Here is a 24,549-nt window from a genome sequence, read left to right on the forward strand (position 1 = left end):
AAAATTTTATATTGTAAGTTATGGCGATTAACAATCACTAGAAAATCGAAATGCTTTTTCATCACAGTAAAAAATATTATGTAAATGTATTAGCCTTTATTAAACACCTATTATTATAATGTAACCTTTTGATTATTTTTTGAGTTTCCTGCATAATCAAATAATGGAGATGCTAACTCAAATTCAAAAGACTCTCGACTGATTCTTCCAACAACCTCATTGCTATCATATAATTGAAGTAAAAAATTAGCCATTTGTTTACTAGTATGATAATTTCCAAAAGACTTATCATAATCGTACTTATCTATATTATTAGCTACATTTCCAAAATTTGTTTTTGTAGCCGCAGGTGCTAATACTTTTGCTTGTAGCTTAGAATTAGATTCTTGCAATTCCCTTGCTAATCCCTCAGTAAATGTACTTACAAAAAATTTACTTGCACAATACGTAATAGCAGATGGCACAATAGTATAGCCACCAGCAGATGAAATATTTATAAGCTTTGAACCCTCAATATTTTGATAATCATGTACAAACAGGGAAGATAGAATCACCAACGCTTCTACATTTAATCGAAGCATAGTTTCTATCTTTTCTAAATTTTGATGTGCTACTCTCTCATAATTACCAAAACCTGCATTATTTATCCACGTTTCAATCTCATATGGCTTTAGCTCTTGATACAACTGATGGACATTTGACATAATAGATAAATCAACAACTTTAATTATGACATCTAATGATGTATTATCATGTAAAATCTCCACTTTTAATTTTTCTAGATTTTCTTTACTACGAGCAACAATAACTAAATTTTTACCTCGTTTTGCAAATGCCTTTGCAGTTTCATATCCTATACCAGAACTTGCCCCTGTAATAACTGTATATTTATCATTTCTGTTCATTTGAACCACTCCCTTTTTTATGTTAGGCACATGAAAGAAAATAACAAGTCAAAGATGCGATGTATATTTTGTGTTAGACAAGCTGACTTCCTTGTTATTTTTTTGAATGTGCGTTATATTGGAAGTGTACAATCTAGAGTTAACTCTATGTCAAGAACTAATTAAATATTTGCTCTGTTTTAAAACCGTGTTGATATTAAAATAGAGCTTAAATTTTAAAGGAAGAATTACAAGATGAATTATTCAATAGGAGAATTTTCAAGTCTTACTAATATAAGCATATACACATTACGCTACTATGAAAAAGAAAATTTAATTATTCCAAATCGTAAAGAAAATGGTAGACGTTGTTATAGTGAAAAGGACGTAATTTGGATAGAATTTATAAAACGATTAAAGGATACTAAAATGCCTATCAAGGAAATTCAAGAATATGCTAAGCTACGTGCTGATGGTGATTCTACTATGAATGAAAGGATGGAAATGCTGATAAAGCATAGAACTGCTCTCAAAGAAGAAATCGCTAAATCCAATGAGCATCTAAAAAAATTAAATGATAAAATTAATTATTATAAGACGGAGATGGATAAACAAAGGTAATTTTACAGTTTCATATTTATGATATCCTATAAATAAAACAAAAAGAAGTACCTTATTTTAGATACTTCTTAAGTTCCTACATACTAATAGAATGTTGCAAACTAAAAATTTTATTTTGTAAGTCGTTCATAAACTATCGACCAGTACCCTAGAGGTTCTAATTTTCTTAGAATATGATAAGGAAAAATAGATTTTCTTATGAAAAAATATACATCTAAAAAGGATGGTGATATGATGCTAATTAATGAAAATGATTATTTCAAAACTATACAAGTCATAAAGGAACAAATACAGTCTTCACAATATAGAGCTATAAAATCTGTAAACACAGAACTTATATTGTTATATTGGAATATAGGAAATGTAATTCTTAAGAACAGTGAATGGGGTAATAAATTTATTGATACACTTGCAAAGGACATTAAAATGGAGTTTCCTACATTGAAAGGTTTTTCAGTGCGAAATTTAAAGTATATGCGTAAGTTTGCAGAGATATATACAGATTTTGAATTTGTGCAGACAGTGTCTGCACAAATAACATGGTCACATAATATTGAGATTATAAATAAGGTTAAATCACATAATGAGAGAAAATGGTATATTCAAAAGACTGTAGAAAATGGATGGTCTTTAAATATATTGGCTCATCAGATTCAAACTAATTTATATAAAAGGCAAGTCCTAGTAGACAAAACTACAAACTACGAAAAAAATTTACCCAAAATACAAAGTACACTTGCAAAGGGAATTTTAAAGGACCCCTATATTTTTGATTTTATTACTTTTAGGGATGATATGTTAGAAGTTGAATTAGAGAAGGAACTTGTAAAACAGGTTACTAAGTTACTTTTAGAACTTGGATCAGGATTTGCATTTGTAGGAAATCAGTATCACCTAGAAGTTGCTGGAGAAGATTTCTATATTGATTTATTATTTTATCACTTGAAATTAAAATGTTATGTGGTAATTGAATTAAAGACTGGAAAATTCGTACCTGAATATGCTGGAAAATTAAATTTTTACCTTTCTGCTGTTGATGATATTTTAAAAACAGAACAAGATAATCCAACCATAGGACTTCTACTATGCAGAGAGAAAAACAAGCTGATTGCAGAATATGCTCTTAAGGACATGACCAAACCAATTGGAGTAAGTGAATGCAAGTTATTTGAGGAACTACCTGAAGAGTTTGAGGACACTTTACCTACTATTGAAGATTTAGAAAATCGTATTAGCTGTTTTGATGGGGAAATACTTATGGATGAAGATGAAGATGAGTAAAACTTATTTTCTTAAATAAAAATAGTATCAAGTCGTTCGTAAACTCCAGACCATTACCCCAGAGGTCTTAATTTAGGAAGCTTTACTTACAAAATTTGATAAAAACTGGTATCCAATGGATTTAATTTCCATAAAGTTACCGGTTTTTACACGTATCTCGGAGTCCCCACTATAGGTTTTAAATAAAGAACTGATGGGAGAAATTGAAGAGTACCATTTATATGTGGAAGCAGATAGAATATAAATAAAATTAATTTCTGCTTTTCTTAATCTTTAAATAAAATTTATGAAATCCTATTATGGTAGGTGTAAATATATAAGATAATAATAATAATGCTATAGCTGGTATTAACACATCTGACTGTGTTGTTTTTGCAATTACTATACCTAAAGCTGCACACAAAGAAGTAAATGATGATATTAATCCTTTATTTAGTTTTATTTTTCTAAATCCATTTCTCATTTTATTTTTAATATTTCTTGCTATAGCAATAATTAAACATATATATACCATTATGCTTATAACAATCACTATAAAAGTTTCTAATATATCTAATTCCTGTACAAAAATTATCATAGAAAGACAGAAATATAAAATTGAGCTGACAATGAAAGCTACAGCTGTATACAAATCTATTAAAAATTCTAATCTTTCTGGAAAAATATATAGAATTAAAGAAATTAAATTGTACACACTCATAATAATAAAAAAATTAATTACCCCAGACCAAGACATTGATTTATTATATATAGCTAGATTATAAATATCCACAGAAAGAAAATTCATTATATTGCAAATAAGCACCACTGAACGTATCAATGATCTCATTTCTTTTTTTTCTTTTTTAGCTGAATAAATTTCCATAAATTCTTTATTTCGTTTCATTTTTTCCCCTATATTTACAACAATTTTTTAATATTACTTGTATACCTATGATTTTACCATAAAACGGATAATTATTGGATGTAATTCAATATGTATATTGAATTATTTATTATATTTTATGTAAAATATACAAATAAAACCTTTATATAAAAGAGCAGTGAATGGGGTAATAAATTTATTGATACACTTGCAAAAGTAATAATATATTTATAAATATATCACAATAAAAATATGAACTACTTATTTATTCCGAGTGGTTCAGCGCACTAAAATAATTAGAAATAGTTGACAAGAAAGCCTTAATGGATGGTGACATCCATCTATGTTTGTTGAAGATTACCTGTGTATATAAAACAATATTACAATCATTTACTAAGATTTCATTGATAGTATGATTTTCTAGACTTTCTTTCAAGTTGAATTCTGGCAGTAGTGAAATACCAAGTCCATTTTTTACATAATCAATGATTATATTTGTGTTACCAATATCTAGACAACAGTTTACTTTTAGCCTCTGCTTTGCAAGAAGTTCTTCAAACACATGACGATAATTGCAACCTTTTTCTGTCAATAATAACGTTTCTCTGGATAAAGCTTCTAATAAAATGTGTTTATTTGACATAGGATGTTCTTGTGAGCAGAAAAAAAGAATTCTCTCTTCTTTTTCAAAAGGAACTTCCCAATTAGAATTAAACACTTTCTGATCCAGTAGAATAATAATATCTAACAACCCTTTTTCCAACATTTTCATCAATTCCAAAGTCGTAGCGATTTTTACAATGAGACTAACCTCAGGATAGGTTTCCATATATTCCTTGATACTATTTATGTATTCTGAAACACTCAGTGATTCCAAAATGCCAATTCGTAGCTCCCCACTAGCTTTGTCCATATGCTTGATAGATTGTATTGCTTCCGCTTCATATTTCACCAATTTATTTGCATAAACAAGAAATTCATGTCCTTTTTGTGACAAACTAATTTTTTTCCCTTTTCGTTCAAAAAGAGGCACTCCAAGCTCTTCTTCCAACTGTTTCACTTGAAGAGTTACAGTAGATTGTGCATATCCTAAGATTTCACCGGCTTTTGAGAAACTGTTCATCTCAGCAACCTTAATAAAGGTTTTCACATTTCTAAGTTCCATATCATCACTTCCATATCAGTTTTTTTAATATAAACATTCATATATTCCAATTTTACTAATAATAAACCTTATGATAATATGAAATCGTAATGAATGCAAGTGGCAATTCTATATTTTTTTATGAAAACTAATCTACTTTTAGTACATAGAATTCACAGTCTTTAAACTACTTAAAATGGAGTTGATCTAATTTATGAATCAAAAATTAAAAATGAATATAATGGCGGTATTTACCGTATTTTTTTGGGCATCTTCTTTTCCAGTAACCAAAGTAGCTATGACACATTATACCCCCAACTCAATAAGTTTTATTCGTTGCACTGTAGCGTCAATTCTCCTGCTCATCATCGGCATACCTAATCACATCCGGAAACCACAAAAGAAGGACATACTATGGTTCTTATTATCCGGTGGCTTAGGATTTGCAATATACATGATTTTTCTTAACAACGGTATCCAAACGCTGACCTCTGCGACCTCTAGCATCATTATCACCACCACTCCAATTATGACTACAGTTGTCGCATCAAAATGTTATGGAGAAAAGATTAAAAAAGTTGGTTGGTTAACCATCGCACTGGCCTTTGTAGGCGTTTTGATTCTTATGTTATGGGATGGCGTGGTATCTATTAATATCGGCTTAATCTGGACCATAGGTGCTGCCATTGTTTTCTGTTGTTACAATATTTTAAACAGAAAACTTTACTCCATAGGTTATACAGCCTTAGAAATCGTTACATACAGCATGATCTGTGGTTCCATCTTACTTACATCTTTCTCTTTACAAGGAGTTGTTCAGATAATAACTTCTCAGCCAAAACATATTCTGTCTGTCATATATCTCGGTGCAATGCCTAGTGCAATTGCTTACCTTCTTTGGGGAAAGGCTATGTCTTTGGCAGATAAAACAAGTGAAGTAACTAATTTCATGTTTGTTACTCCATTGTTTTCAACTGTGTTAGGATTTATTCTACTGAAAGAAATTCCTAATATGGGTACCTTCATTGGTGGAACTATTATAATTTTAAGTATCTTTATATTTAATCTAAAAGGTAAATAAAAAATATATTTGTATAATAAAAAGAGGAGACTAATTATTATGAAACGACAAAAGCATAAAAGCAACAAAAATAAGAAAAGTATGATTATTTGCTTTTCTATTTTTATGTCAATATATTTAGGGGGATCAGCATATTTTATTAATCATTTTCATTTTGGTACTAAGATTAATGGTATCAATGTTACCGGAAAGACTGTAAAGCAAGCAGATGAATTAATATCATCATCTATATCTATATATGTGTTAGAATTACAGGGAAGAGATGGCAAAAACGAAGAAATTAAGGGAACTAACATTGCTTTAACATATAACCCAAAAGATAAAATTACTAATTTAAAAGACAGCCAAAATCCTTTATCATGGATTACTTCAATTTTTAGTAATAGTCATACTAAATTTGATGAATTAGTTAAATTTGATGAAACTTTATTAAAAGAACAAATAAATAAATTATCATATTTTGATAGTAAAAATATAGTTAAACCTAAAAATGCAGGCTTTAATTATATAGATGACGCTTATGAAATTGAAAAAGAGGTAATGGGAAATAAAATTATTAAAAAAAATTTATATGAAAATATAAAGAGTTCTTTTCTTAAAGGTGATACACTATTAAATTTAGGTGATACAAATTCGTATGAAAATCCTAAGTATATTACAAATTCTAATGAAGTACTTGAAGCTAAAAAGTTACTTGATAAATATACAAGTATGAAAATCACATATACTTTTGGAAGTAAACAAGAAACTGCAGATGGTTCTATAATAAATAAGTGGCTTGAAACTGATGAAAATATGAATGTTGTATTTAATGAAAAAAAGATGATAAGTTATATAACTTCACTAGCACGTGAATATAATACATTTGGCAATGCAATAGATTTTCTTTCATCATCAGGAAAAACAATACAAGTTAATGGTGGTAACTATGGTTGGTTAATTGATAAAACTAAAGAAGTAAAAGATCTTATTGAAATTATTAAAAATGGACAAGATGTAACTAAAGAACCTGCATATTCACAAACTGCAGTTTCACATGATAAAAATGATATTGGAAATACATATTTAGAAATTGATATGACAAAACAACATGTATGGTTTTATAAAAATGGAGCTCTTGTTACTGAAGGCGATGTTGTTACTGGTAATTTAAATAACAATTGTGAAACTCCAGTAGGTGTATGTAGATTAAACTATAAGGAAAGAAAGGCAACATTAAAAGGTAAAAACTATAGTGCACCAGTTAATTTTTGGTTACCTTTTAATGGAAATATAGGACTTCATGATGCATCTTGGAGAGATAAGTTTGGAGGAGAAATCTATAAAACAAGTGGTTCTCACGGATGTGTGAATGCACCATATGAATTGGCAAATAAAATATTTGATAACATTGAGTCTGGTACTCCTGTTGTTTGTTATTATGAAAAGTAATTAATTACACAAAAACATGTATAATAAAGGGGACTCCTTATTCTTTAATGTTAAGAAATATTGTAGCACCGTTTGAAATACCAGATGAATTTTTAATGGCAATATCTATTTCTAATGATGCTATTTTAAATGTTGAAGGAATCATTCAATACTCAAAGAAATTTTTTGAAAAATAACAATTAAAATATTAAGAATAAAAACTATATTAGAGATTTCAAATGTGACTCAAGTTTAGAGATTGATAATATTTGAAATCTTTTATCTTTAAAATCAATAAAACCATCAGATTTACATTCTACAATAGCTCTATTTAAACTTCTTAAGGGAATACAAGTTTCAGAACATATTAATTCTTTTATTAGTATTGATAAATCATTAGCTAAATAATGTGAGTAAATATTATTTAATAATCGGTCTTTAATACTTAAAAGAGATACATTAATAAATGCATTAGAATTTTTAATTAATTTTTCTGTAAGCTGCTCTATTAAATATTTAGTAAACTCAAAATCTAATTTCATCCATTCAAAGACAGTATTCTTAGGAATAGAAATAGTCTCACAATTTGTTTGACTTTTGATATAAAAAGTCTTGGTATTTTTATTAAAGAGCTCTAATTCACCAAAACAACTATATGCTTGATATGTGAAAAATGTTAATACAGTTCCTGAAAAGCTGTACATTATAACATTGGCACTTCCACTTATTAATATAAAGAGATAATCATTTCCTTCTCCAGGTGATATTATAGAGCTGTCTTTGCAATGTTTTCTATAAATAAATGATTTTTTTACGTTATCGGGTGCATTTTCAACTAATTTCTTAAGATTCATTTCTTTCTCCTTTTGGTCATTTGACCTTTTTGAAGTATACTCTTAAGAATATAATATAGTCAACAAAAAGATTTGTTTATTATTTATTTAGGGAGGATTAACATGAGAAAAATTATTATTGATACAGATTGTGGTAGTGATGATGCAGTTGCAATTATTATGGCTTTAAAATCTAGTGAAGTTAATGTGGAGGCTATAACAACAGTATGTGGTAATGTTCCACTTAATCTTGCAACACTAAATGCATTGATGACAATAGAGGTTGGAAATGGACAAAAGCCACCTTTATATGTTGGATCAAATAAACCCTTAATGTGCGATTTAGTTACAGCGGTAAATGTGCATGGAAATGATGGTATGGGGGATTGTGATTTAATTCATCCTTCATTACAGCCAGAAGAAGAGCATGCTGTTGATGCTATTTTAAGAATTGTTAGCACATATCCATATGAAGTTGAACTTGTAGCAATAGGTCCTGCTACAAACATTGCTTTGGCTATTATGAAGGATCCTATTACTATGAAAAAAGTTAAACATATTTATACCATGGGAACTTCAGGGTTTGGTCGTGGTAATACTACACCAGTTGCTGAATTTAATGTTTATGTTGATGCTGAAGCTTATAGTGTTATGTTAAACTCTAATATTCCAATGACAATAATTGGTTTTGATGTTTGTCTTGGTGATGCAGCTTTAAATAAAGAAGATATGGAAATGTTAATGGCTAGTGGTAAAAAAGAAGCTGAGTTTTCTGTTAAGTGTAATAAAGCATTACTTGATTATAATTTAAATAGATGTGGAGAATACATTATTGATTTGCCCGATGCTGTAGCAATGGGGGTAGTGCTTTGGGATAGCATTGTTTTAGAATCTTTAAATTGTTATTGCTATGTCTGCACTAAAGAAGCTGCTACTTATGGACAAGTGATTATAGATGATGGAAGTTTCCCAGCTGTATCTAATGGGTTTACAAATAATAAACCAAATGCATTGGTGTGTAAAACCTTAGATAATAAAACTTTTAAAAGGAAAATGTTTGAGCTATTAATAAAGTGATACTTAGAGGTGAGGTTATGAAAATGCTAAATTTCGGTTCTTTAAACATTGACAAAGTATATTCAGTTTCTCACCTTGTAAAAGAAGGTGATACTTTTTTAGGGTTCTTTATAAGTCAATTAATAAAGTCACAAAATGTAAAACATTCTTTAGAAATTGTATCAAAAGCAGCGTCAATTACTGTTTCTAGAAATGGTGCTTCAGATTCCATACCAAGCCTTAGATGAAGTTATTAATTATTATGATAGGAGTAGTGATATAGTTGTATGAGATATCTAATCAAATTGTTGGATTAATTAAATTTTTTAAAGAAACTGAATTAATCAAAATACAATTAAGGAATGCGTGGTTAAGTAATGAAAAACAAGAAAGTGTTGCAGAACATTCTTGGAGAATGGGTATGATTGCTTTATGCTTACTTAATTTTGAAATAGAAGTTGATGTAGCTAAGATATTAAAAATGTGTATTATCCATGATTTAGGTGAAGCATATGAAGGTGATATACCAGCCATAACGAAAGAAGATAAGAACGTAAAAATGCAGCGAGAAACTCATTGCATGAACAAACTATTGGGAGAACTTGAAGATTCATTAAAAGATGAATTATTGCAGCTTTGGAATGAATACAATGATGGAATTAGTAAGGAATCGAAGTTTGTTCATGGTATAGATAAAATTGAGACACTTATTCAACATATTCAAGGATCTAATCCAGCTAATTTTGATTATAATTTTAACTTAGAGTATGGAAAAGTGTGGACAAGTCAAAATGAAATTTTTGATATGATAAGAAAAGTATTAGATTTGGAAACAAAAAGTAAGATTTCTTTTAACAAATAGAAAAAAATTTTAAAATGTTATTGGCTTTAACACAAAGGAATATTTCATCTGCCCTGTCACTGATTGGACAACAAATTACTATGATCCTATGCAGGAAAATCTGGATGATATAAAGAAAAAGTATTTAAGAAACGAAGCTACTTTAGAGGCCATAAATACACTACAGTCAGAAATAGACATTTACACTTATCACAATGATAATTTTAGTTATGTGTTCTATACAATGAAACGAATTTAAATATAAAATTGGAGGTATAAAATATGTTAATAAGACAAGAAGATAGTAAAGACTTTAATGAAGTATATTCCGTTGTGAAAACTGCTTTTGCAACCGCAGAACACAAGGATGGAAACGAACAAGATTTAGTTGTTGCGTTAAGAAATAGCGACGCATTTGTACCTGAATTATCATTAGTTGCAGAAATTGATGATAAAATTGTGGGGCATATCATGTTTACAGATGCTAAAGTTGGAATGAGTACAGTGCTTGTTGTGGCACCTTTATCTGTATTGCCAGAATATCAAAAGCAAGGTGTGGGAAGTGCTTTAATCAAGGAAGGACACAGAATTGCAAAAAAGTTAGGTTATAAGTATTCTAATCTTTTAGGAAGTGAAAAATATTATCCACGTTTTGGTTATATTCCAGCTGAACAGTTAGGAATTGAGACACCTGATGGTATTCCCCCTGTAAATTTCATGGCCATTAAATTACAGGAAAATGCAGAGCCTATAAATGGAACAATAAAGTATGCAAAAGAGTTTGGACTTTAAACAAATTTACTTATCAAAAAAATGATTAACTGAATAGCACAGTTAATCATTTTTTCCGCATCATGTTCATCTGGGCTTCTTAAAATGCATGTTGTTCCGTCTTTTAATTCTATTTCATTTTCTCCAAATTTCATTATGATTCCCTCCCAATATTACTAGTTATTTCTTGGGAAATTATAACATATCTACTGAATATTATGTTTACTTAGTTTTTATCATGTATCTTAAAACTGTTTTTAACTTGTCTTTCTCAGTTTTTCTGGCATCAGACAAATATATCTCTCTATGAACCATGGATTTCCTTTCATAGCCGTTTTCATTTATAAAATTCAACATTTTTTCAAAAGATGCTGGTTCATCATCATACGAACCTTTGTGCATAATTTGAACAGATAAGCCATCTTCTATTTCATCAAAATATACTTCTTTCAATAATGGATGTGGTTTCTTTTTATTTACAATTTCAAACGCTTTTATAACTGCTTCATTTGTAACAAAATCAGGTTGTCTTATCATAATTGTATAAAGCAGTTCGTCTTTGTTTAAAATATCACTATTTTTGCCTTCTTCAGTTAAGTCCCAAACTCCTTCTAATGGGTACACGGTATATTCAAAATATCCATCTGGAGTAAAACCATTTTTAGGCATCATTCTTACTGCATAGGCTAATGAGTATAAAACACCAATTCTCTCAGAAAAATCTGCATTATTAGGATTACCCTTACCCTTAATTGCAAAAAACTTTTGTTTAGGTATAGTTAATAACTGTGGTTTATCCTTTGGAACATATAATTCTTTTTCATGTTTTCTCCATTCATGCTTCATTGTTTACTCCTTTTAGAATACATCTATATGCTTCTTCTCCTGATTTTCTTTCATATAAATCTTCAATGCCATTTTACATACAAGTATAGTCACACACTTTATGTTTTAATTTAATAATCGTCTTTGACATATATATCCTCCTTTTATAAAGTTAATCATGTAGATAACTTACTTTAAAAAGAGTATATACCCTTACATAATGATAGAGTCAATATATTATCTTATAATTCTCTTAATTGCATTTCCTAATTTTCGAAAAAGGTTTCGAAAAAATTCAAAAATATCATGAAAAAATTCAAAGATTATTCCTAAATGTTTAAATATTTCTGAACCTATTAATTTTGATAATCTTGAAATAATAATACCAGCTATTAGAAATATTAGAACAACAACTATACTTTCCGTTTAAACACCTCTTTTAGTAATTTCTATTTTTATATTCTCATAATATGAATAATTTTAATTTATTGGTTATTTAATCAATTTGCCATAATTAATGCTTATTTTACTCGTTGAGCACTTGGATGATTTTCATTAAAATGAACTAAATCCCACAAGTTACCGTATAAATCTTTAAATACTGCAACTGTACCATATGATTGCTCTTTAGGGGGCCTAACAAACTCTATACCTTTTTCAATCATTTCATTGTAATCTCTCCAAAAATCATCTGTTCCAAGAAATAGAAAAACTCTTCCTCCTGTTTGATTTCCAATAAACGATATTTGTTCTGGTTTAGAAGCTCTTGCAAGTAATATTGTTGTTCCTGATGAACCTGGTGGAGACACGACCACCCAACGTTTATTTTGTTCTGGTTGATACGTATCTTCTATTAATGTAAAATTAAGTTTTTTTGTATAAAAGTCAATTGCTTCATCATAATCCTTGACTACTAATGCAATGTGTACAACAGATTGTAACATTTTATTTTCCTCACTTTCTCTATAAAATATAAATAATCTTCAATTCTCGCTAAATTATATTTCAACAAACCTTGAAAAATAATTTCTTTATCCTGTTCTTTGCTTAAGAGTGTTATTCTTTATTAGCAAATAAGCTTATATTACGTTTATTAAAAACAGTTTACAACGAAAAAAAGTACTGCAAATTCATTTGAATAATACGGTAACTCGTATTTGCGTAATTTCTTGTATTAAACTTAATCCTTTTTGTATAAGTGGAGAAATAAATTTTTTAAATTCTTCATTTCTTGTTTCATTAAGGTTTTCACCTGTTTTTAGTGAGATGATGACATTAATTAGCCATCTTGAAGTTGAAAATACTTTAAAATATTCAAAATTATCAATGTTCTCAGTTTTTAGCTCTGTATATTTTTTGAAGACCTTTTGACTAAATTCTTCGAATCCACTTCTTTCCATTAGGGTACATGTCCATGCTAAATCAAATCTATAGTCTCCAATTCCCCATAGCAAATCAATTACATACAGTTTTTCATTGTTATCCACTATCACGTTCCATGGATGATAATCTCTATGAATTATAGATAATTTATGACTTACAATATTCATTTTTTCTGTATCTAACCAATCTATTATTTGAGTAAAACCGTCTAAATTATTTTCCTTTACTAATTCTTTAATTTCATTAATTTCTTTTTTAATAAAAGAGGTTGTAGAATCTTTTACAAGTTCCTTGTTTACTATTGATATATCTAATTCATGAAGTTCAAAAAATACCTTTATAAATTTATCTAATAATTGCTCCTTGTCTTCTTTAGATAAATTCTCATAACATGTCCATAAATTTTCTCCTTCAATTTCTTCCATAACTATATACGGTTTTTCATTAGAAAAGTCACAATTTATGGGTTTTGGAACTGGATAATTTGCTTTATAAAGAAAGTTTAACCCTGCCCATTCTTGTTTTATATTTTCAAGTGCATTTTTACTACTATTATAGGTTTTAATTACATATCTTTGATCATTATCTTTTGATTTTAGGGAGATAATTTCTCCTGCCCACCCTGATTTTAAAATCTTAACATCTTCTATTTTCGTTCCTAATCTATTTTCAATATCTTTATACATAGCTTTACCCCCGCTTTAACTAAGTAGGAAAAATAATAGCTGAAATGAAATACGTTCTGCATCTTCACTAAATTTTATAGTACAAAATCATTTAATTATATATAACTTAACTTTATATGTTCTCAGATCCACATATCTAGAATTACTTAATTGCTATTTTTTATTTACGAATATTGAGTAGTAAATTTATCTAAAACTATTGCTCACTTATACAATTAATTTCGCTTGTCATGATAAAAATAACTACCTACTTCAGCAATTACCATAATTGTAGGAACAATTCCTATACCAATAAAAAAGCCCCCTAACATAATATTCTTTGTTACTGACAATGCAATTATAGATAGAATTGTAATAGCAATACAAATTAAAAATGTAATATTAAACGCACTGCTTTTTGATTTCATATTAATCAAATTTTCTCGTTCATCATCATTTTGCACATCTTCTTTTGTACACTTATTGCTTAAACTTCTATATACTTCTGTTACCCCAAATAAAACACAAAAAGTATCTAATATAATATATTTTATAATTCTTAAGATATCTAAGTTATTAAATCTGATAATTGTATCTGGAATGCTAATTGCCGCTAAGAATAGAAATACTATACCACTCCAAAATTTCTTTTTATTATATATTTTTTTCTTCATTTTCTAAATTCTCCTTTAAGCAATATAAACATATCTGGATTATAAATTATAGATTACTTTATAAATATTAATCCTTTCGTAACCTAATAATAAGTGCAGAAGGTATTTCATTCCACTCTGTTTTATCTGTTTTGAACACAGGTTCTTTAACAGCAGTAACTACAAAACCAGCTCTAAAACTTTGTTCAAGTAATTCTGATAGAGATCTATGATAATATAGTTGTGGAACTGGTTGTCCTACTATTGCAATACCTTCATAGCATTGAGGAGTTATATATTTAAATATCTGGACAGCATTTCTAGTTTCTACCTTTCCAGGTAATTCCTCTGTTTCAACAATTTTTCTCATTTTAGGGGATTGAAAACATGGATGCATAATAGAAAACACAAATATTCCATTTGGCTTTAATAATTTATAAACTGCATTAAGCAATGGATTAATATCCGCAATATCCATTAAAGCCATGTTAGCTACAGCTTTATCAAAACATTCACACCCTAGTTCAATAAGTTGATTATAGTTTGTTGCATCTATTACTTTAAATTTAATATTATCTAAATATGAAGCACACCTTTTTTTAGCATTTTCTATTAAATTAACACTGTAATCAAATGCAGTTACTTCAGCTCCTAAATCAACCAATCTCTTTGAAAAGTTCCCATTACCACAAGCAATATCTAATATTTCTTCTCCTTCATTAACTTCTAATAACACCTCAGTTGATGGTCTAATAATTTCTGTATGAAATGTATTACTATGCTCACCCATTCTCTCATCCCAAAAGTCAGCATTTTTTTCCCATCTTTTTTTACTTTCATCCGTTGTTGTAGTCCAGTTGCTCATATTATATACACCTCCACATTCATATTATTACTTACGTCATAATTTACTATGACGTAGCAAAAAATATTACATTCTCAATAATGACATCATTGGAATGAACTTAATACGTTTAAATAATTTTAAAAAGTATTTTTTCTTTTTATAATCTCGAACAAATAAATTTTTAACTACTTTATTAAGTATGTTTCTACTAATATTTTATATATATTCAGTAACAAAATCAGTAAAAAGAAGACCTTCTAAATGGTCAATTTCGTGGCAAAAACATTTTGCTAAATCTCCTTTACCTGTTAATGTTATTTCTTCACCATTTTCATTAAGTGCTTCTACTGTTACTTTTTCTGGCCTTAATACTTTTCCAAATACATTCGGATTACTTAAGCATCCCTCTATAACTTCTTGACTTCCTTCTTGCTTAATTATCCTCGGATTAACTAATTTTATAAGTCCCTGTCCCATATCTATAACAACTAATCTTTTTAGTATACCTATTTGTGGTGCTGCTAATCCTCCCCCATTTTCTGTATTATACATAGTCTCCGCCATATCATCTAATATCTGTCTTATTTTTTCATTTACAACCTCAACTTCTCTACTTTTCTTTCTTAATATTTCATCACCAAAAAGTCTGATTTTCCTTAATGCCATTTAAATTACCCCTCTACTTAATTGTGCTCTTGATTTTCTTTCACTTTCTTCAAAAAGAAAAACCTCTTCTATCGGACAGTGAAATATTTGTGAAATATCATAAGCTAACCATATAGATGGTTCATATTTTTCTGTTTCAATGGAATTTATCGCTTGTCTTGATACGCCTACAAGCGCTCCCAATTGTTCCTGTGTTAATCCAATAACTTCACGAAATTCTTTTAGTTTGTTTTTCATTAACAATCACTCCTGTCATGTTTACCTTACATAAAGTATATTCTTATCCTAATTTCATGTCAAGTTAACATTACATCATATCTTGTGTTATTTTTAAACTTACAACTTTTCGAATACCATACATAGAACTTATTATTTTCTTTCATAATTTTAATATTTAATAATCACATTTAACGCTTCATCAACTTTACTTGCTATTTCAATTGCAGATATTAAGTTTTCCCATTCAAATTCATGAGTTATAATGGATTCAATATCATATTTACCACTTTCCATAATAGTAATTACATCCATTACATCTTCTGGTTTATAACCTCCAGATCCAATCAAACTATGCTGTGAAAATGTCATTGCTAATATATCTACATTTCGTACCGCATGATGAACTCCGACGATAACTAATCGGCTTTCTATCTTCCCCATTGCCTGATATGTATCAAGAATTTCAGATGCTCCTGCTGCATCAATAAAAATATCGACATCTGCTGTCATACCCGATATATTATACGCCTGCCCAAATATCTTGCTTGCTTTTAATCTCAAATCCTCTTTACTTGAATTACAAGTTTCAAATCCTAAAGCCTTAGCTTTTTCCAAACGAAAATCAGTAATATCAACCAACATAATTGTCTTGCAACCAAAAAACTTCAATGCTATAGCTGCCGCTATGCCAATTGTACCTGCTCCAAATACAATTGCATTTTCATCTTGTTTTGGATTAGACCTTCTTGCAGCACGTGTTCCCACAGTAAATGGTTCAATCAAACAAGCTACTTTGGATGAAATTTTATCACTAACTTTATAAACCTGCTTATTTAATTCACAATTTGGAATCAATATATATTCTGAAAATCCACCTAGACTTCCAGCACGCTTTGGGTCACCTCTAGCAAGTAGTGGATATGGATAAACTCTATCACCCACCTTGATATCTTTCACATTCTTTCCGACAGTCACCACTTTCGAAACCATTTCATGCCCAAATTCCTGTCCCTTAATTATTCTATGTCCATGTTCTCCATGAAAATAAACAGCAATGTCAGAACCACAGATGCTGGCGTAAATATTTTTTACTAAAATATCATTATCGTTGCAAACTGGTGTTTCTTTATTAGTTAATATAATGTTTTTCTCACCATTATAAATTGCAGCCTTCATAATAATTCATCTCCTCCTGTATTAATATACATTTAACAAATTGATACTTGTATTATTTATTATCATTTATTATGATATTATAATCAACCATCATTATCAGAACATATGTTGGAATAATAAATAGGAGAATAAATATGAACAGAAAAAATAATCAGAGATTTCAAAATACAGAGACAAAAATACAACAAGCTTTATTAGAAATGTTAGAATATAAAGACTTCAGTAAAATTACCGTTCAAGAAATATGCAAAATAGCTAATATAAACCGTTCAACATTTTATGCACATTATCTGGATGTCTATGATTTAATAGAAAAAATAGAGTGTAATATTCATCAGAAGCTTCTGTCTCTATATGTAGGTACAGGAGCTACTAAAACTAATTTCCTTAATCCTAAATACCTTACCATATTTTTAAGTTTTATATATCAGTATAGAAACTTTTATCGTGTATGCTTGCAAACCCGTAAAAAGTTTCCTATTGAACAAGGCTTTGAACCATTATGGAACAACATTATTAAACCATATTGTCAAAAAATAGGATTTAAATCTGAAGATGAAATGATGTACTACTTTGTCTATTTTCAAGCAGGATTTACAATGATGCTAAAACGTTGGGTAGATAATGATTTCAATGAATCACCTGAAGAACTTTCAGAAATCTTTTTAAAGTGCATTTCCAATGGGTTCAATACATATATTTCGTTATAATACTACTTTACAAAATCATTAACTTTTTGTTTTAATTCTTCTTTTGTACCTTCAGCAATAATTTTTTCCTGGTTCATAATAAGAATAGTCTTCTTGTTTTATACTCTAAAATATATCAGAAAAAAATATAGATAATGTATATAGAAATAGAGGTCAAAAGCTTGACCTCTATTTTGGTGAGTTTATCTTACAACTTAAATTTGTGATGTAAGTGTAAATATATTATTAATTATCATAGATTACATATTAGTATATTAAGACCAATCATACTCTTGTTAATAAATAATATAAGATTTGTATATTATCTTTTAATATACAAATCTTATATACCAATAAATCAACATAATTACTATAATTAGGTTCCATAATATTAATTGGATTAAATCTTTCTTTATAAGTGGCTTATTAGTTATTCTATATTCAATATCTAATAACATAGTAAATAAAGAAAAAAAAATAACAGTTAAAAATTTAATATATTTATTAGCATTAAAAATATCAGAAATCATCCAATATATTATTGGGAAAAAGCACATAAGAAACGTATAACGCTTAAAGAACTTATCTGAAATTTTCATTTAAATAATTCTCCTAAATTTTTTAAACTAGAACTTATTAATAAAATTATTTTACATTCATCATTAATTACTATTATGATGAGTTAATTATAACATATTTTGTAAATAAAAAACTGTTCAATTTCCGAAGAACTTTTTATATCTTGCTACGTCAAATTTACATATTGTAAAAAAATGTGTTTCCAAATATCAATATAAAATATGATAACATATTTTTCCTATCATATGCTTTATATCGATAAATAAAGCATAAAAAACTCTTAAATTAGAAAGTAATTCAAAACATTGCACAAAATAACTATTTAGTGCAATGTTTTTTGTATTTCTTTCTAATTTTAATATGCGCGTATAATTTTTTTTGAAATTGAATGCAACTTTAATGTAGCTTATATACTACTGAAATATATATAAATTTATATAATTGTCACAAATGATATGAATAAAAGTAACTTTAAAGTTTACATTTTAATCATTTTCATAAATAATATATTGGTTTACGTTCTGTATATTACACTCTTAAATTTCCTTTCGTATATCGCTAGCATTATCGTATTTAAAACAACAAAATTAGTAATTCTAATATGTACAGATATAAAACTTATAAACCTAAAATAATGCGGAGCTATAATAAATATACTATTTATTAAAACATCTTAACTTTGATGCATTTCCTTGTATTTCTACCATAGAATATGTTCCATGTTGAAAATAAAAAGAATGAATATTCTCTAATGATAAACCTAATAATTTAACAATAATTATAGATAATATTACACTGTGTGAGACTATTAGAGCATCTTTTTCTTTTGGTATAATATCAACACTATTCTAAAATAATGTAACAATTTTTGTTACAAATTAAGTTACTATCTAGGTTACAAGTTAGGTTACAGATATAGTAACCTAACTTGTAACGCATTATGTAGTAAAAATTATTCTTTTTTTATATTTATAATAAGAACTTATTAATAATACCTCCAAAGTAACTATATTGTTTCTATCTTTATTTTTTGGCTTTGAAAAAAGACGAAACGAGATAATTACTTTAAGCAAAATAAAAAAGGATTGCATTTTTCGCAATCCCTTTACATTTTGTCTTTTCTTTAGAAAATTATACTAAGGCATGTGTAAAAAATCTAATACTCATCAAGGTATAAAAAGACGTTATTACACTACATTAAGCAGTAATATTTTTTTTATTAGCGCTACACACACTTCTATTAAATCTTCTCTATCAAGATCTGATTTCTCATTATAAATAATTTCATGGCAGGTATCTTCAATTAAAGAATATAATAAAAAATATTCTTCCTTGCTATTTTTAAAATTTAAATTTTTAAATTTTTCTATATATTTATTGAGTAAAAGTTTTTGTTGCTCACGAACTTGGTATTTAACTTCATTATCTATATAGCATAATGTCATCATTTCTTGATGAAATTTTGAGTATATTTTGTGGCTTTCAAGTATTATATTTATAGTGGTTTTTATCATTAAATCCAAATCATTTGTATCTTCTATTTTACTTAGTTCCTTAACACTATGATTGTAAATAGTGTGCCCATATAAATTTGATACCTCCAAAAATATATCCTTTTTATCTTTAAAGTATGAATATAAACTACCCGTAGCTAACTCTGCTCTTTTAGCAATTTCAGCTGTATTAGTGTTGAAATATCCTTTCTCATTGAATATTTGCAATGCAGCATCAATTATCTTATTTCTCTTTTCAATTGACCTTTTTTGAACTGGTATTCTTATTTCTCTTTTCATAATATACTCCATTCATATACTCCATTTAGCATAAAAACATTAATTCAAGACACCTTAATCACTTGAAATTTTAATATAAATAATATTTTTTGTCAATAATATGAACTTGGTTTCATGTTATTGACAATTTTAGATATAAAAACTATAATGCGAATATGAATTATATTTCATATTAGGAGGTTTTTATGAAAAGAAGTAAAGTTATTTTAGGTTTTACAGCATTAATTATAGGCTGTTTTTTAGGTGTGCTGGATAGCACTATAGTAAATATAGCATTGCCAGATATGGCAATTTATTTAGGTAAAAGTATTAATGATGTGAGCTGGGTTACAACTTCATATTTGTTATCATTTTTGGTTTTTCTAATTATAGGTTCTAAAATTGCAGATCAATTTGGAAGGAAGAAAATATTAATAATAGGGTTATTTATATTTGGACTATCATCACTACTTTGTGGAGTAGGAAATTCATTTGTATTTTTAATTATTATGAGATTCTTTCAAGGGATAGGGGCTTCAATTATAACACCAGTTGTTTTGCCTCTAGGACTTGAGATTTTCGGAAAAGAAAGAAAAGGCTTCGTAATAGCTGTATCCGGTGGAATTACAGCTATTGCAGCTGCTGTTGGTCCACCTATAGGCGGCATAATTCTCCAGTATTTAAACTGGAAATATATTTTCTATGTTAATGTTCCAATCTCTATTGTAGCTATAGTTTTTGCAGCTATATCTTTAAATGAATCTTATGATACTACTGTTTCAAAAAAAGTAGATATTCTAGGTGCAATTTTACTTATGATAAGTATATTTTGCTTAGTTTTCCCACTTCTTAAAGGAAACGATTATGGATGGCAATCAAAAACAATAGTATCGCTTTTTTGCATTTGTATTTTATCAATTATTGCATTTTTATTTGTTGAAATTAAAACTAAAGAACCAATGCTACCACTTAATTTATTCAAGGAAAGTACCTTTACGGCCTCTTGCATTTTATATATGTCAGCAGGCTTTGCAACAGCTTCGCCACTTTTATTATTAAATTTTTATCTGGAAAAGATATTTAACTATTCTCCTCTTAAATCTGGGCTCATACTTATGACTCTTTCAATAACTTCAGTATTAGGTATTCCCCTAGGTAGTATTTTGGTTAAAAAGATTGGAGCAAGACTTGTTAATTTCTCAGGAATACTTATTGTTGGAATAGGTACAGTATTGTTATCACAGATAAATATAAACACTTCAGTAACAAACATGAGAATAGCGCTTATTATTATGGGAATTGGATTTGGATTTTCAGTACAATCAATCGCTTCATCAATAAAATACCTACCTGTAGAAAAAAGTGGTATGGCATCAGGAATTATTAATGCAGCAAGGCAAATTGGGATGTGTGTAGGAATTGCAGTTCTTGTGAGTATATTAAACAGTAATATCACAAGTGCAACTAATAATATTAAACAGGATGTTACGACTGAGATAAATTCACAAGCAAATCTAGATCCAAGTATTAAAGAAAAAATGTTAAGTAAAATTAATAATTTAAATCAAGATTCAATATCAAGTTCAAATGAAGATGTTATTAAGGATATTGATAATCAAGGTGAGATAATGCTATCTAAGGTATCTACTGATAAAAAAGAAAAAGTTTTAACTACCCTAAATGAACAAAAGGCCAAAGTGAAATACATAATAAACTTTGGTAAAGATATTAAAAATAAAGAACTAACCAAGGCTTTTGATAATACCTTTGTAGTTTCCTATGCTATAGTTTTTATATTATCTATATGTGGCTTATTTACGGATAGAAAGCCAACCGATGATGAAAAAATGATGGTTTATACAAAATATTAAAAATTTTATTTTCCATATGTGATTATATCTGGTAAAATATTTATGCTAATTAAAATTTTTAGGGGGATTTACTAATGAAAAAACTACAATTTATGGCGCTATTTATCTTATGCATTCTTTTATGCGGCTGTGGATCTAAAGCACCTGTTAAAGCACCTGTTAAAGAAAATGAAGCTAAGTCAATTGACTATTCTGCGCTTTCTGATGATCTTTTTAGCTATGACATATTATTAGATGGAAAAAAATACACACTTCCAGTGAACTTTTCAGAACTTGAAGCAGATGGCTGGTCAATAGATCCTGCAAGTGCTAATAAAACTATTGGGACAAATTTCTATGTAATAAATATAGAAGTTATCAAAAACAAAGAACATATAACTGTAAGTTTTATAAATAATAGTTCTGAAGCTCGCAAATTAAATAAATGTGACGTAGGATCAATAATGACTTTTGGCGGAGCAGGTGATAGCAAAGTTTCTGCTGTTCTACCTAAGGGAATAAGTTTCTATGCAACTGAAGAAGAAATAACTGCAGCTTATGGAAAGCCATCAAATATTGATACTTCACGTGAACACTGTGATACATATACATTTTTAGATCCTAATGTTATTGATAAAAATTTTCAGGAAGTTGAAATACTTCTAGATAAAGAAAAACATACATTTTACGGGGTTGAATTAAAAAACATGTATCCAAAAAAAGAAACAAAATAATAATACATCTAAAAATGAGCCACATACTGGATCTTAATTCCAGTATGTGGCTTTAGCTTTTGAGTTCTTAAACAATAAAAGAACATTGTAAAAAAATAAGGTATTGTCTCAGAATTATCAAGTAAAGTAATAACAAAGAAATAGAAATAACATTTATTAAAGAAGACTAGAAAAATTTCGCTAAGAATTTCTAACATTTAAAGTTGTACCCATAAAAGATTGCTCCTAATGTGCATTAGGACAATCATTTATGGAACAACTTCAAATGAAGAAACTCTAAGCTTATTTTTCAATGCTTCTTACACAAATGTTATTTCTATTTTTTTTGAATATACATCATATCATTAAATGATTTGTATTATGATACAGCCCTTCTTTAATTAAAGTATATTAAAAATTAATGTTTGCAGTGGAATATAAAACTGCTTTACCACTCAGTTTTACTCTTTCTCCCTGATATTCACAATATAACGTGCCGCCTCTTGGAGAAGCTTGATAGGCAACTAAATCCGTTTTTCCTAATCTGTTAGCCCAAAACGGAATGATATGGCAATGCCCTGATCCACATACTGGATCTTCTAGTACATTTAATTTAGGTGCAAATGATCTTGACACACAGTCAAATTCTTTACCTTTGGCTGTAACCTGCAAAAGCAGTCCATCCAGTGTGCTTATCTTTTCCTGATTTGGATTTAGATTCCTAACTTCTTCCTCTGATTCAAGAATACAGAGTAAATCTCTTCCCATATATGCTTCTAAAGGCCTAACTCCAATAGCTTCCACCATTACATCAGTCACATCTACCTTTTTTAATTTATAAGATGGAAAGTCCATTTCAAGAAGGTCGCCTTTTTTCACAACTACTAGCAGTCCACTAAGTGTATGGAAACAAACTTCTGTTATTTCGGGCTCAATAAAATTAGTTATAATATATGCTGTTGCAAGAGTGGCATGACCGCATAAATCAATCTCACCACCTGGAGTAAACCACCTTAATTTATAATCTAACCCTTCTTTTACTGCAAAAGCTGTCTCAGATAGATTGTTTTCCCTTGTTATCTTCATCATAGTATTCTCGGGAAGCCACTCATCCATAACACATACTGCGGCAGGATTTCCTCCAAATACCTTGTCTGTAAAAGCATCTACTACATATTGTCTCATTTTAATTTCCTCCTTTATTCTCCTAAAAAAACAACAGCTTCAACCTCGCACAAAATACCAAGTGGGAGTGTTTTTACCGCAATACAGTTTCTGGCTGGCTTTTCCGTAAAGTACTTTGCATAAACCGTATTAAATGCTGTAAAGTCATAATATAAAATGCCTCTTTATCAAGCAGATGGTAATTTTCTTTACTGGCTGATGCGTAAAGGGTAATCATATCGTTTTCCTTTAGTAAAGTATTCAATTCTATAAGAATAGATTATATCATTTAATACCATAAAATTGAACTAAGTGTGTTAATTAATAGGATATATTTCAAAAGGGTATACCCCCTAGTGGGGTACAGCCGACATACATGTAAAAAAGAGCCACATACTGTATCTTAATTCCAGTATGTGGCTTTAGCTTTTGAGTTCTTGAACAATATAAGAAAATTGAGAACTAAAAGAATCTTAAACTTGCCTTGATTTAATATTATTAAACCATTCAATCGTTGCTTTGCTATGTTCTTCAGGAATCTTATTCTTTACTTGCTCATGC

At 28.5% G+C, this 24,549-nt stretch carries 29 protein-coding genes and 1 pseudogene; 12 read left to right on the forward strand and 18 right to left on the reverse strand.

Annotated features, from left to right (window positions below):
- Window positions 1-113: 113 nt before the first annotated feature.
- Window positions 114-905, reverse strand: a complete 792-nt coding sequence (locus tag BM027_RS14605; RefSeq protein ID WP_090093422.1) for an SDR family NAD(P)-dependent oxidoreductase — start codon at window positions 903-905, stop codon at window positions 114-116.
- A 234-nt stretch (window positions 906-1,139) separates the two neighbouring features.
- Between BM027_RS14605 and BM027_RS14610 the strand changes: the two genes are divergently transcribed.
- Both BM027_RS14610 and BM027_RS14615 read left to right on the forward strand, forming a co-directional pair.
- The gene (locus BM027_RS14610; protein WP_090093425.1) at window positions 1,140-1,505 is read left to right on the forward strand and encodes a MerR family transcriptional regulator; all 366 of its coding nucleotides are present in this window, start codon (window positions 1,140-1,142) and stop codon (window positions 1,503-1,505) included.
- 234 nt (window positions 1,506-1,739) lie between these two features.
- Window positions 1,740-2,786, forward strand: a complete 1,047-nt coding sequence (locus BM027_RS14615) for a PDDEXK nuclease domain-containing protein (protein WP_090093427.1) — start codon at window positions 1,740-1,742, stop codon at window positions 2,784-2,786.
- A gap of 250 nt (window positions 2,787-3,036) precedes the next feature.
- Here the strand turns inward: BM027_RS14615 and BM027_RS14620 are convergent, their stop codons facing one another.
- Both BM027_RS14620 and BM027_RS14625 read right to left on the reverse strand, forming a co-directional pair.
- A complete protein-coding gene (locus BM027_RS14620) occupies window positions 3,037-3,672 on the reverse strand; it encodes a hypothetical protein (RefSeq protein ID WP_242943345.1) in 636 nt (211 codons plus the stop codon).
- 244 nt (window positions 3,673-3,916) lie between these two features.
- Entirely contained in the window at window positions 3,917-4,816 is a 900-nt protein-coding gene (locus tag BM027_RS14625) for a LysR family transcriptional regulator (RefSeq protein ID WP_090093430.1), read from the reverse strand.
- A 193-nt stretch (window positions 4,817-5,009) separates the two neighbouring features.
- Between BM027_RS14625 and BM027_RS14630 the strand changes: the two genes are divergently transcribed.
- From BM027_RS14630 to BM027_RS18745, 3 genes are read left to right on the forward strand one after another with little or no spacing between them, the layout of a single operon-like run.
- Window positions 5,010-5,876 (forward strand): DMT family transporter, encoded by an 867-nt coding sequence (locus BM027_RS14630; RefSeq protein WP_090093432.1) that lies wholly within the window; start codon window positions 5,010-5,012, stop codon window positions 5,874-5,876.
- 39 nt (window positions 5,877-5,915) lie between these two features.
- Window positions 5,916-7,307, forward strand: a complete 1,392-nt coding sequence (locus tag BM027_RS14635) for a L,D-transpeptidase family protein (protein ID WP_090093434.1) — start codon at window positions 5,916-5,918, stop codon at window positions 7,305-7,307.
- A gap of 47 nt (window positions 7,308-7,354) precedes the next feature.
- Window positions 7,355-7,483 (forward strand): hypothetical protein, encoded by a 129-nt coding sequence (locus BM027_RS18745; RefSeq protein WP_278320252.1) that lies wholly within the window; start codon window positions 7,355-7,357, stop codon window positions 7,481-7,483.
- 24 nt (window positions 7,484-7,507) lie between these two features.
- Here the strand turns inward: BM027_RS18745 and BM027_RS14640 are convergent, their stop codons facing one another.
- Window positions 7,508-8,140 (reverse strand): Crp/Fnr family transcriptional regulator, encoded by a 633-nt coding sequence (locus tag BM027_RS14640; RefSeq protein WP_090093436.1) that lies wholly within the window; start codon window positions 8,138-8,140, stop codon window positions 7,508-7,510.
- A gap of 102 nt (window positions 8,141-8,242) precedes the next feature.
- Here BM027_RS14640 and BM027_RS14645 point away from each other — a divergent pair, with 102 nt between their 5' ends.
- The 4 genes from BM027_RS14645 to BM027_RS14660 all read left to right on the forward strand — a co-directional run bounded on the left by BM027_RS14645 (window position 8,243) and on the right by BM027_RS14660 (window position 10,808).
- Window positions 8,243-9,196 (forward strand): nucleoside hydrolase, encoded by a 954-nt coding sequence (locus BM027_RS14645; RefSeq protein ID WP_090093445.1) that lies wholly within the window; start codon window positions 8,243-8,245, stop codon window positions 9,194-9,196.
- Between the two features lie 17 nt (window positions 9,197-9,213).
- Window positions 9,214-9,423, forward strand: a complete 210-nt coding sequence (locus BM027_RS14650) for a PfkB family carbohydrate kinase (RefSeq protein WP_090093448.1) — start codon at window positions 9,214-9,216, stop codon at window positions 9,421-9,423.
- A gap of 35 nt (window positions 9,424-9,458) precedes the next feature.
- On the forward strand, window positions 9,459-10,037 hold the full coding sequence (locus BM027_RS14655; protein ID WP_090093450.1) for an HD domain-containing protein: 579 nt from the start codon (window positions 9,459-9,461) through the stop codon (window positions 10,035-10,037).
- A gap of 261 nt (window positions 10,038-10,298) precedes the next feature.
- Window positions 10,299-10,808, forward strand: a complete 510-nt coding sequence (locus BM027_RS14660; RefSeq protein WP_090093452.1) for a GNAT family N-acetyltransferase — start codon at window positions 10,299-10,301, stop codon at window positions 10,806-10,808.
- On the opposite strand, the gene BM027_RS18045 is transcribed toward BM027_RS14660, so the two are convergent.
- The 9 genes from BM027_RS18045 to BM027_RS14700 all read right to left on the reverse strand — a co-directional run bounded on the left by BM027_RS18045 (window position 10,805) and on the right by BM027_RS14700 (window position 17,221).
- Window positions 10,805-10,942 (reverse strand): hypothetical protein, encoded by a 138-nt coding sequence (locus tag BM027_RS18045; RefSeq protein WP_242943346.1) that lies wholly within the window; start codon window positions 10,940-10,942, stop codon window positions 10,805-10,807. The genes BM027_RS14660 and BM027_RS18045 overlap by 4 nt on opposite strands.
- A 67-nt stretch (window positions 10,943-11,009) precedes the next feature.
- Complete coding sequence (locus tag BM027_RS14665) at window positions 11,010-11,633, reverse strand: GyrI-like domain-containing protein (RefSeq protein WP_090093455.1); 624 nt, start codon at window positions 11,631-11,633, stop codon at window positions 11,010-11,012.
- A 500-nt stretch (window positions 11,634-12,133) separates the two neighbouring features.
- Entirely contained in the window at window positions 12,134-12,556 is a 423-nt protein-coding gene (locus BM027_RS14670; protein WP_090093458.1) for a VOC family protein, read from the reverse strand.
- Window positions 12,557-12,742: 186 nt separating this feature from the next.
- Entirely contained in the window at window positions 12,743-13,681 is a 939-nt protein-coding gene (locus BM027_RS14675) for a phosphotransferase family protein (protein ID WP_090093460.1), read from the reverse strand.
- Window positions 13,682-13,896: 215 nt separating this feature from the next.
- Complete coding sequence (locus tag BM027_RS14680) at window positions 13,897-14,334, reverse strand: hypothetical protein (protein ID WP_090093463.1); 438 nt, start codon at window positions 14,332-14,334, stop codon at window positions 13,897-13,899.
- Window positions 14,335-14,401: 67 nt separating this feature from the next.
- Window positions 14,402-15,178: a class I SAM-dependent methyltransferase gene (locus tag BM027_RS14685; protein ID WP_090093466.1), complete on the reverse strand. Its 777-nt coding sequence runs from the start codon at window positions 15,176-15,178 to the stop codon at window positions 14,402-14,404.
- 198 nt (window positions 15,179-15,376) lie between these two features.
- On the reverse strand, window positions 15,377-15,826 hold the full coding sequence (def, locus tag BM027_RS14690; protein WP_090093469.1) for a peptide deformylase: 450 nt from the start codon (window positions 15,824-15,826) through the stop codon (window positions 15,377-15,379).
- Window positions 15,827-16,063, reverse strand: coding sequence for a helix-turn-helix transcriptional regulator (locus BM027_RS14695; protein ID WP_090093471.1), 237 nt, complete (start codon window positions 16,061-16,063; stop codon window positions 15,827-15,829).
- Window positions 16,064-16,213: 150 nt separating this feature from the next.
- On the reverse strand, window positions 16,214-17,221 hold the full coding sequence (locus BM027_RS14700) for a zinc-dependent alcohol dehydrogenase (protein ID WP_090093473.1): 1,008 nt from the start codon (window positions 17,219-17,221) through the stop codon (window positions 16,214-16,216).
- 134 nt (window positions 17,222-17,355) lie between these two features.
- On the opposite strand from BM027_RS14700, the gene BM027_RS14705 reads away from it, so the two are divergent.
- Window positions 17,356-17,931, forward strand: coding sequence for a TetR/AcrR family transcriptional regulator (locus BM027_RS14705; RefSeq protein ID WP_090093475.1), 576 nt, complete (start codon window positions 17,356-17,358; stop codon window positions 17,929-17,931).
- 308 nt (window positions 17,932-18,239) lie between these two features.
- On the opposite strand, the gene BM027_RS14710 is transcribed toward BM027_RS14705, so the two are convergent.
- From BM027_RS14710 to BM027_RS14715, 3 genes are all read right to left on the reverse strand, one after another.
- Entirely contained in the window at window positions 18,240-18,509 is a 270-nt protein-coding gene (locus BM027_RS14710; RefSeq protein WP_090093477.1) for a hypothetical protein, read from the reverse strand.
- Between the two features lie 636 nt (window positions 18,510-19,145).
- Window positions 19,146-19,325 carry a histidine phosphatase family protein gene (locus BM027_RS18945; protein WP_139209558.1) on the reverse strand — a complete coding sequence of 60 codons (180 nt, stop codon included), beginning with the start codon at window positions 19,323-19,325 and terminating at the stop codon, window positions 19,146-19,148.
- Window positions 19,326-19,676: 351 nt separating this feature from the next.
- Entirely contained in the window at window positions 19,677-20,282 is a 606-nt protein-coding gene (locus tag BM027_RS14715) for a TetR/AcrR family transcriptional regulator (protein ID WP_090093489.1), read from the reverse strand.
- A gap of 185 nt (window positions 20,283-20,467) precedes the next feature.
- Between BM027_RS14715 and BM027_RS14720 the strand changes: the two genes are divergently transcribed.
- Window positions 20,468-22,132, forward strand: a complete 1,665-nt coding sequence (locus BM027_RS14720) for an MFS transporter (RefSeq protein WP_090093479.1) — start codon at window positions 20,468-20,470, stop codon at window positions 22,130-22,132.
- Window positions 22,133-22,206: 74 nt separating this feature from the next.
- Complete coding sequence (locus BM027_RS14725) at window positions 22,207-22,845, forward strand: hypothetical protein (RefSeq protein ID WP_090093482.1); 639 nt, start codon at window positions 22,207-22,209, stop codon at window positions 22,843-22,845.
- Between the two features lie 390 nt (window positions 22,846-23,235).
- Here BM027_RS14725 and BM027_RS14730 read toward each other — a convergent pair whose 3' ends face one another.
- On the reverse strand, window positions 23,236-24,009 hold the full coding sequence (locus BM027_RS14730; RefSeq protein WP_090093485.1) for a PhzF family phenazine biosynthesis protein: 774 nt from the start codon (window positions 24,007-24,009) through the stop codon (window positions 23,236-23,238).
- Window positions 24,010-24,023: 14 nt separating this feature from the next.
- A pseudogene (locus BM027_RS14735) lies at window positions 24,024-24,155 on the reverse strand (Rid family hydrolase); the annotation flags it as partial.
- Window positions 24,156-24,549 lie beyond the last annotated feature (394 nt).

The sequence above is a fragment of the Clostridium uliginosum genome, assembly GCF_900112485.1.
In the GTDB taxonomy this organism is placed as follows: domain Bacteria; phylum Bacillota; class Clostridia; order Clostridiales; family Clostridiaceae; genus Clostridium; species Clostridium uliginosum.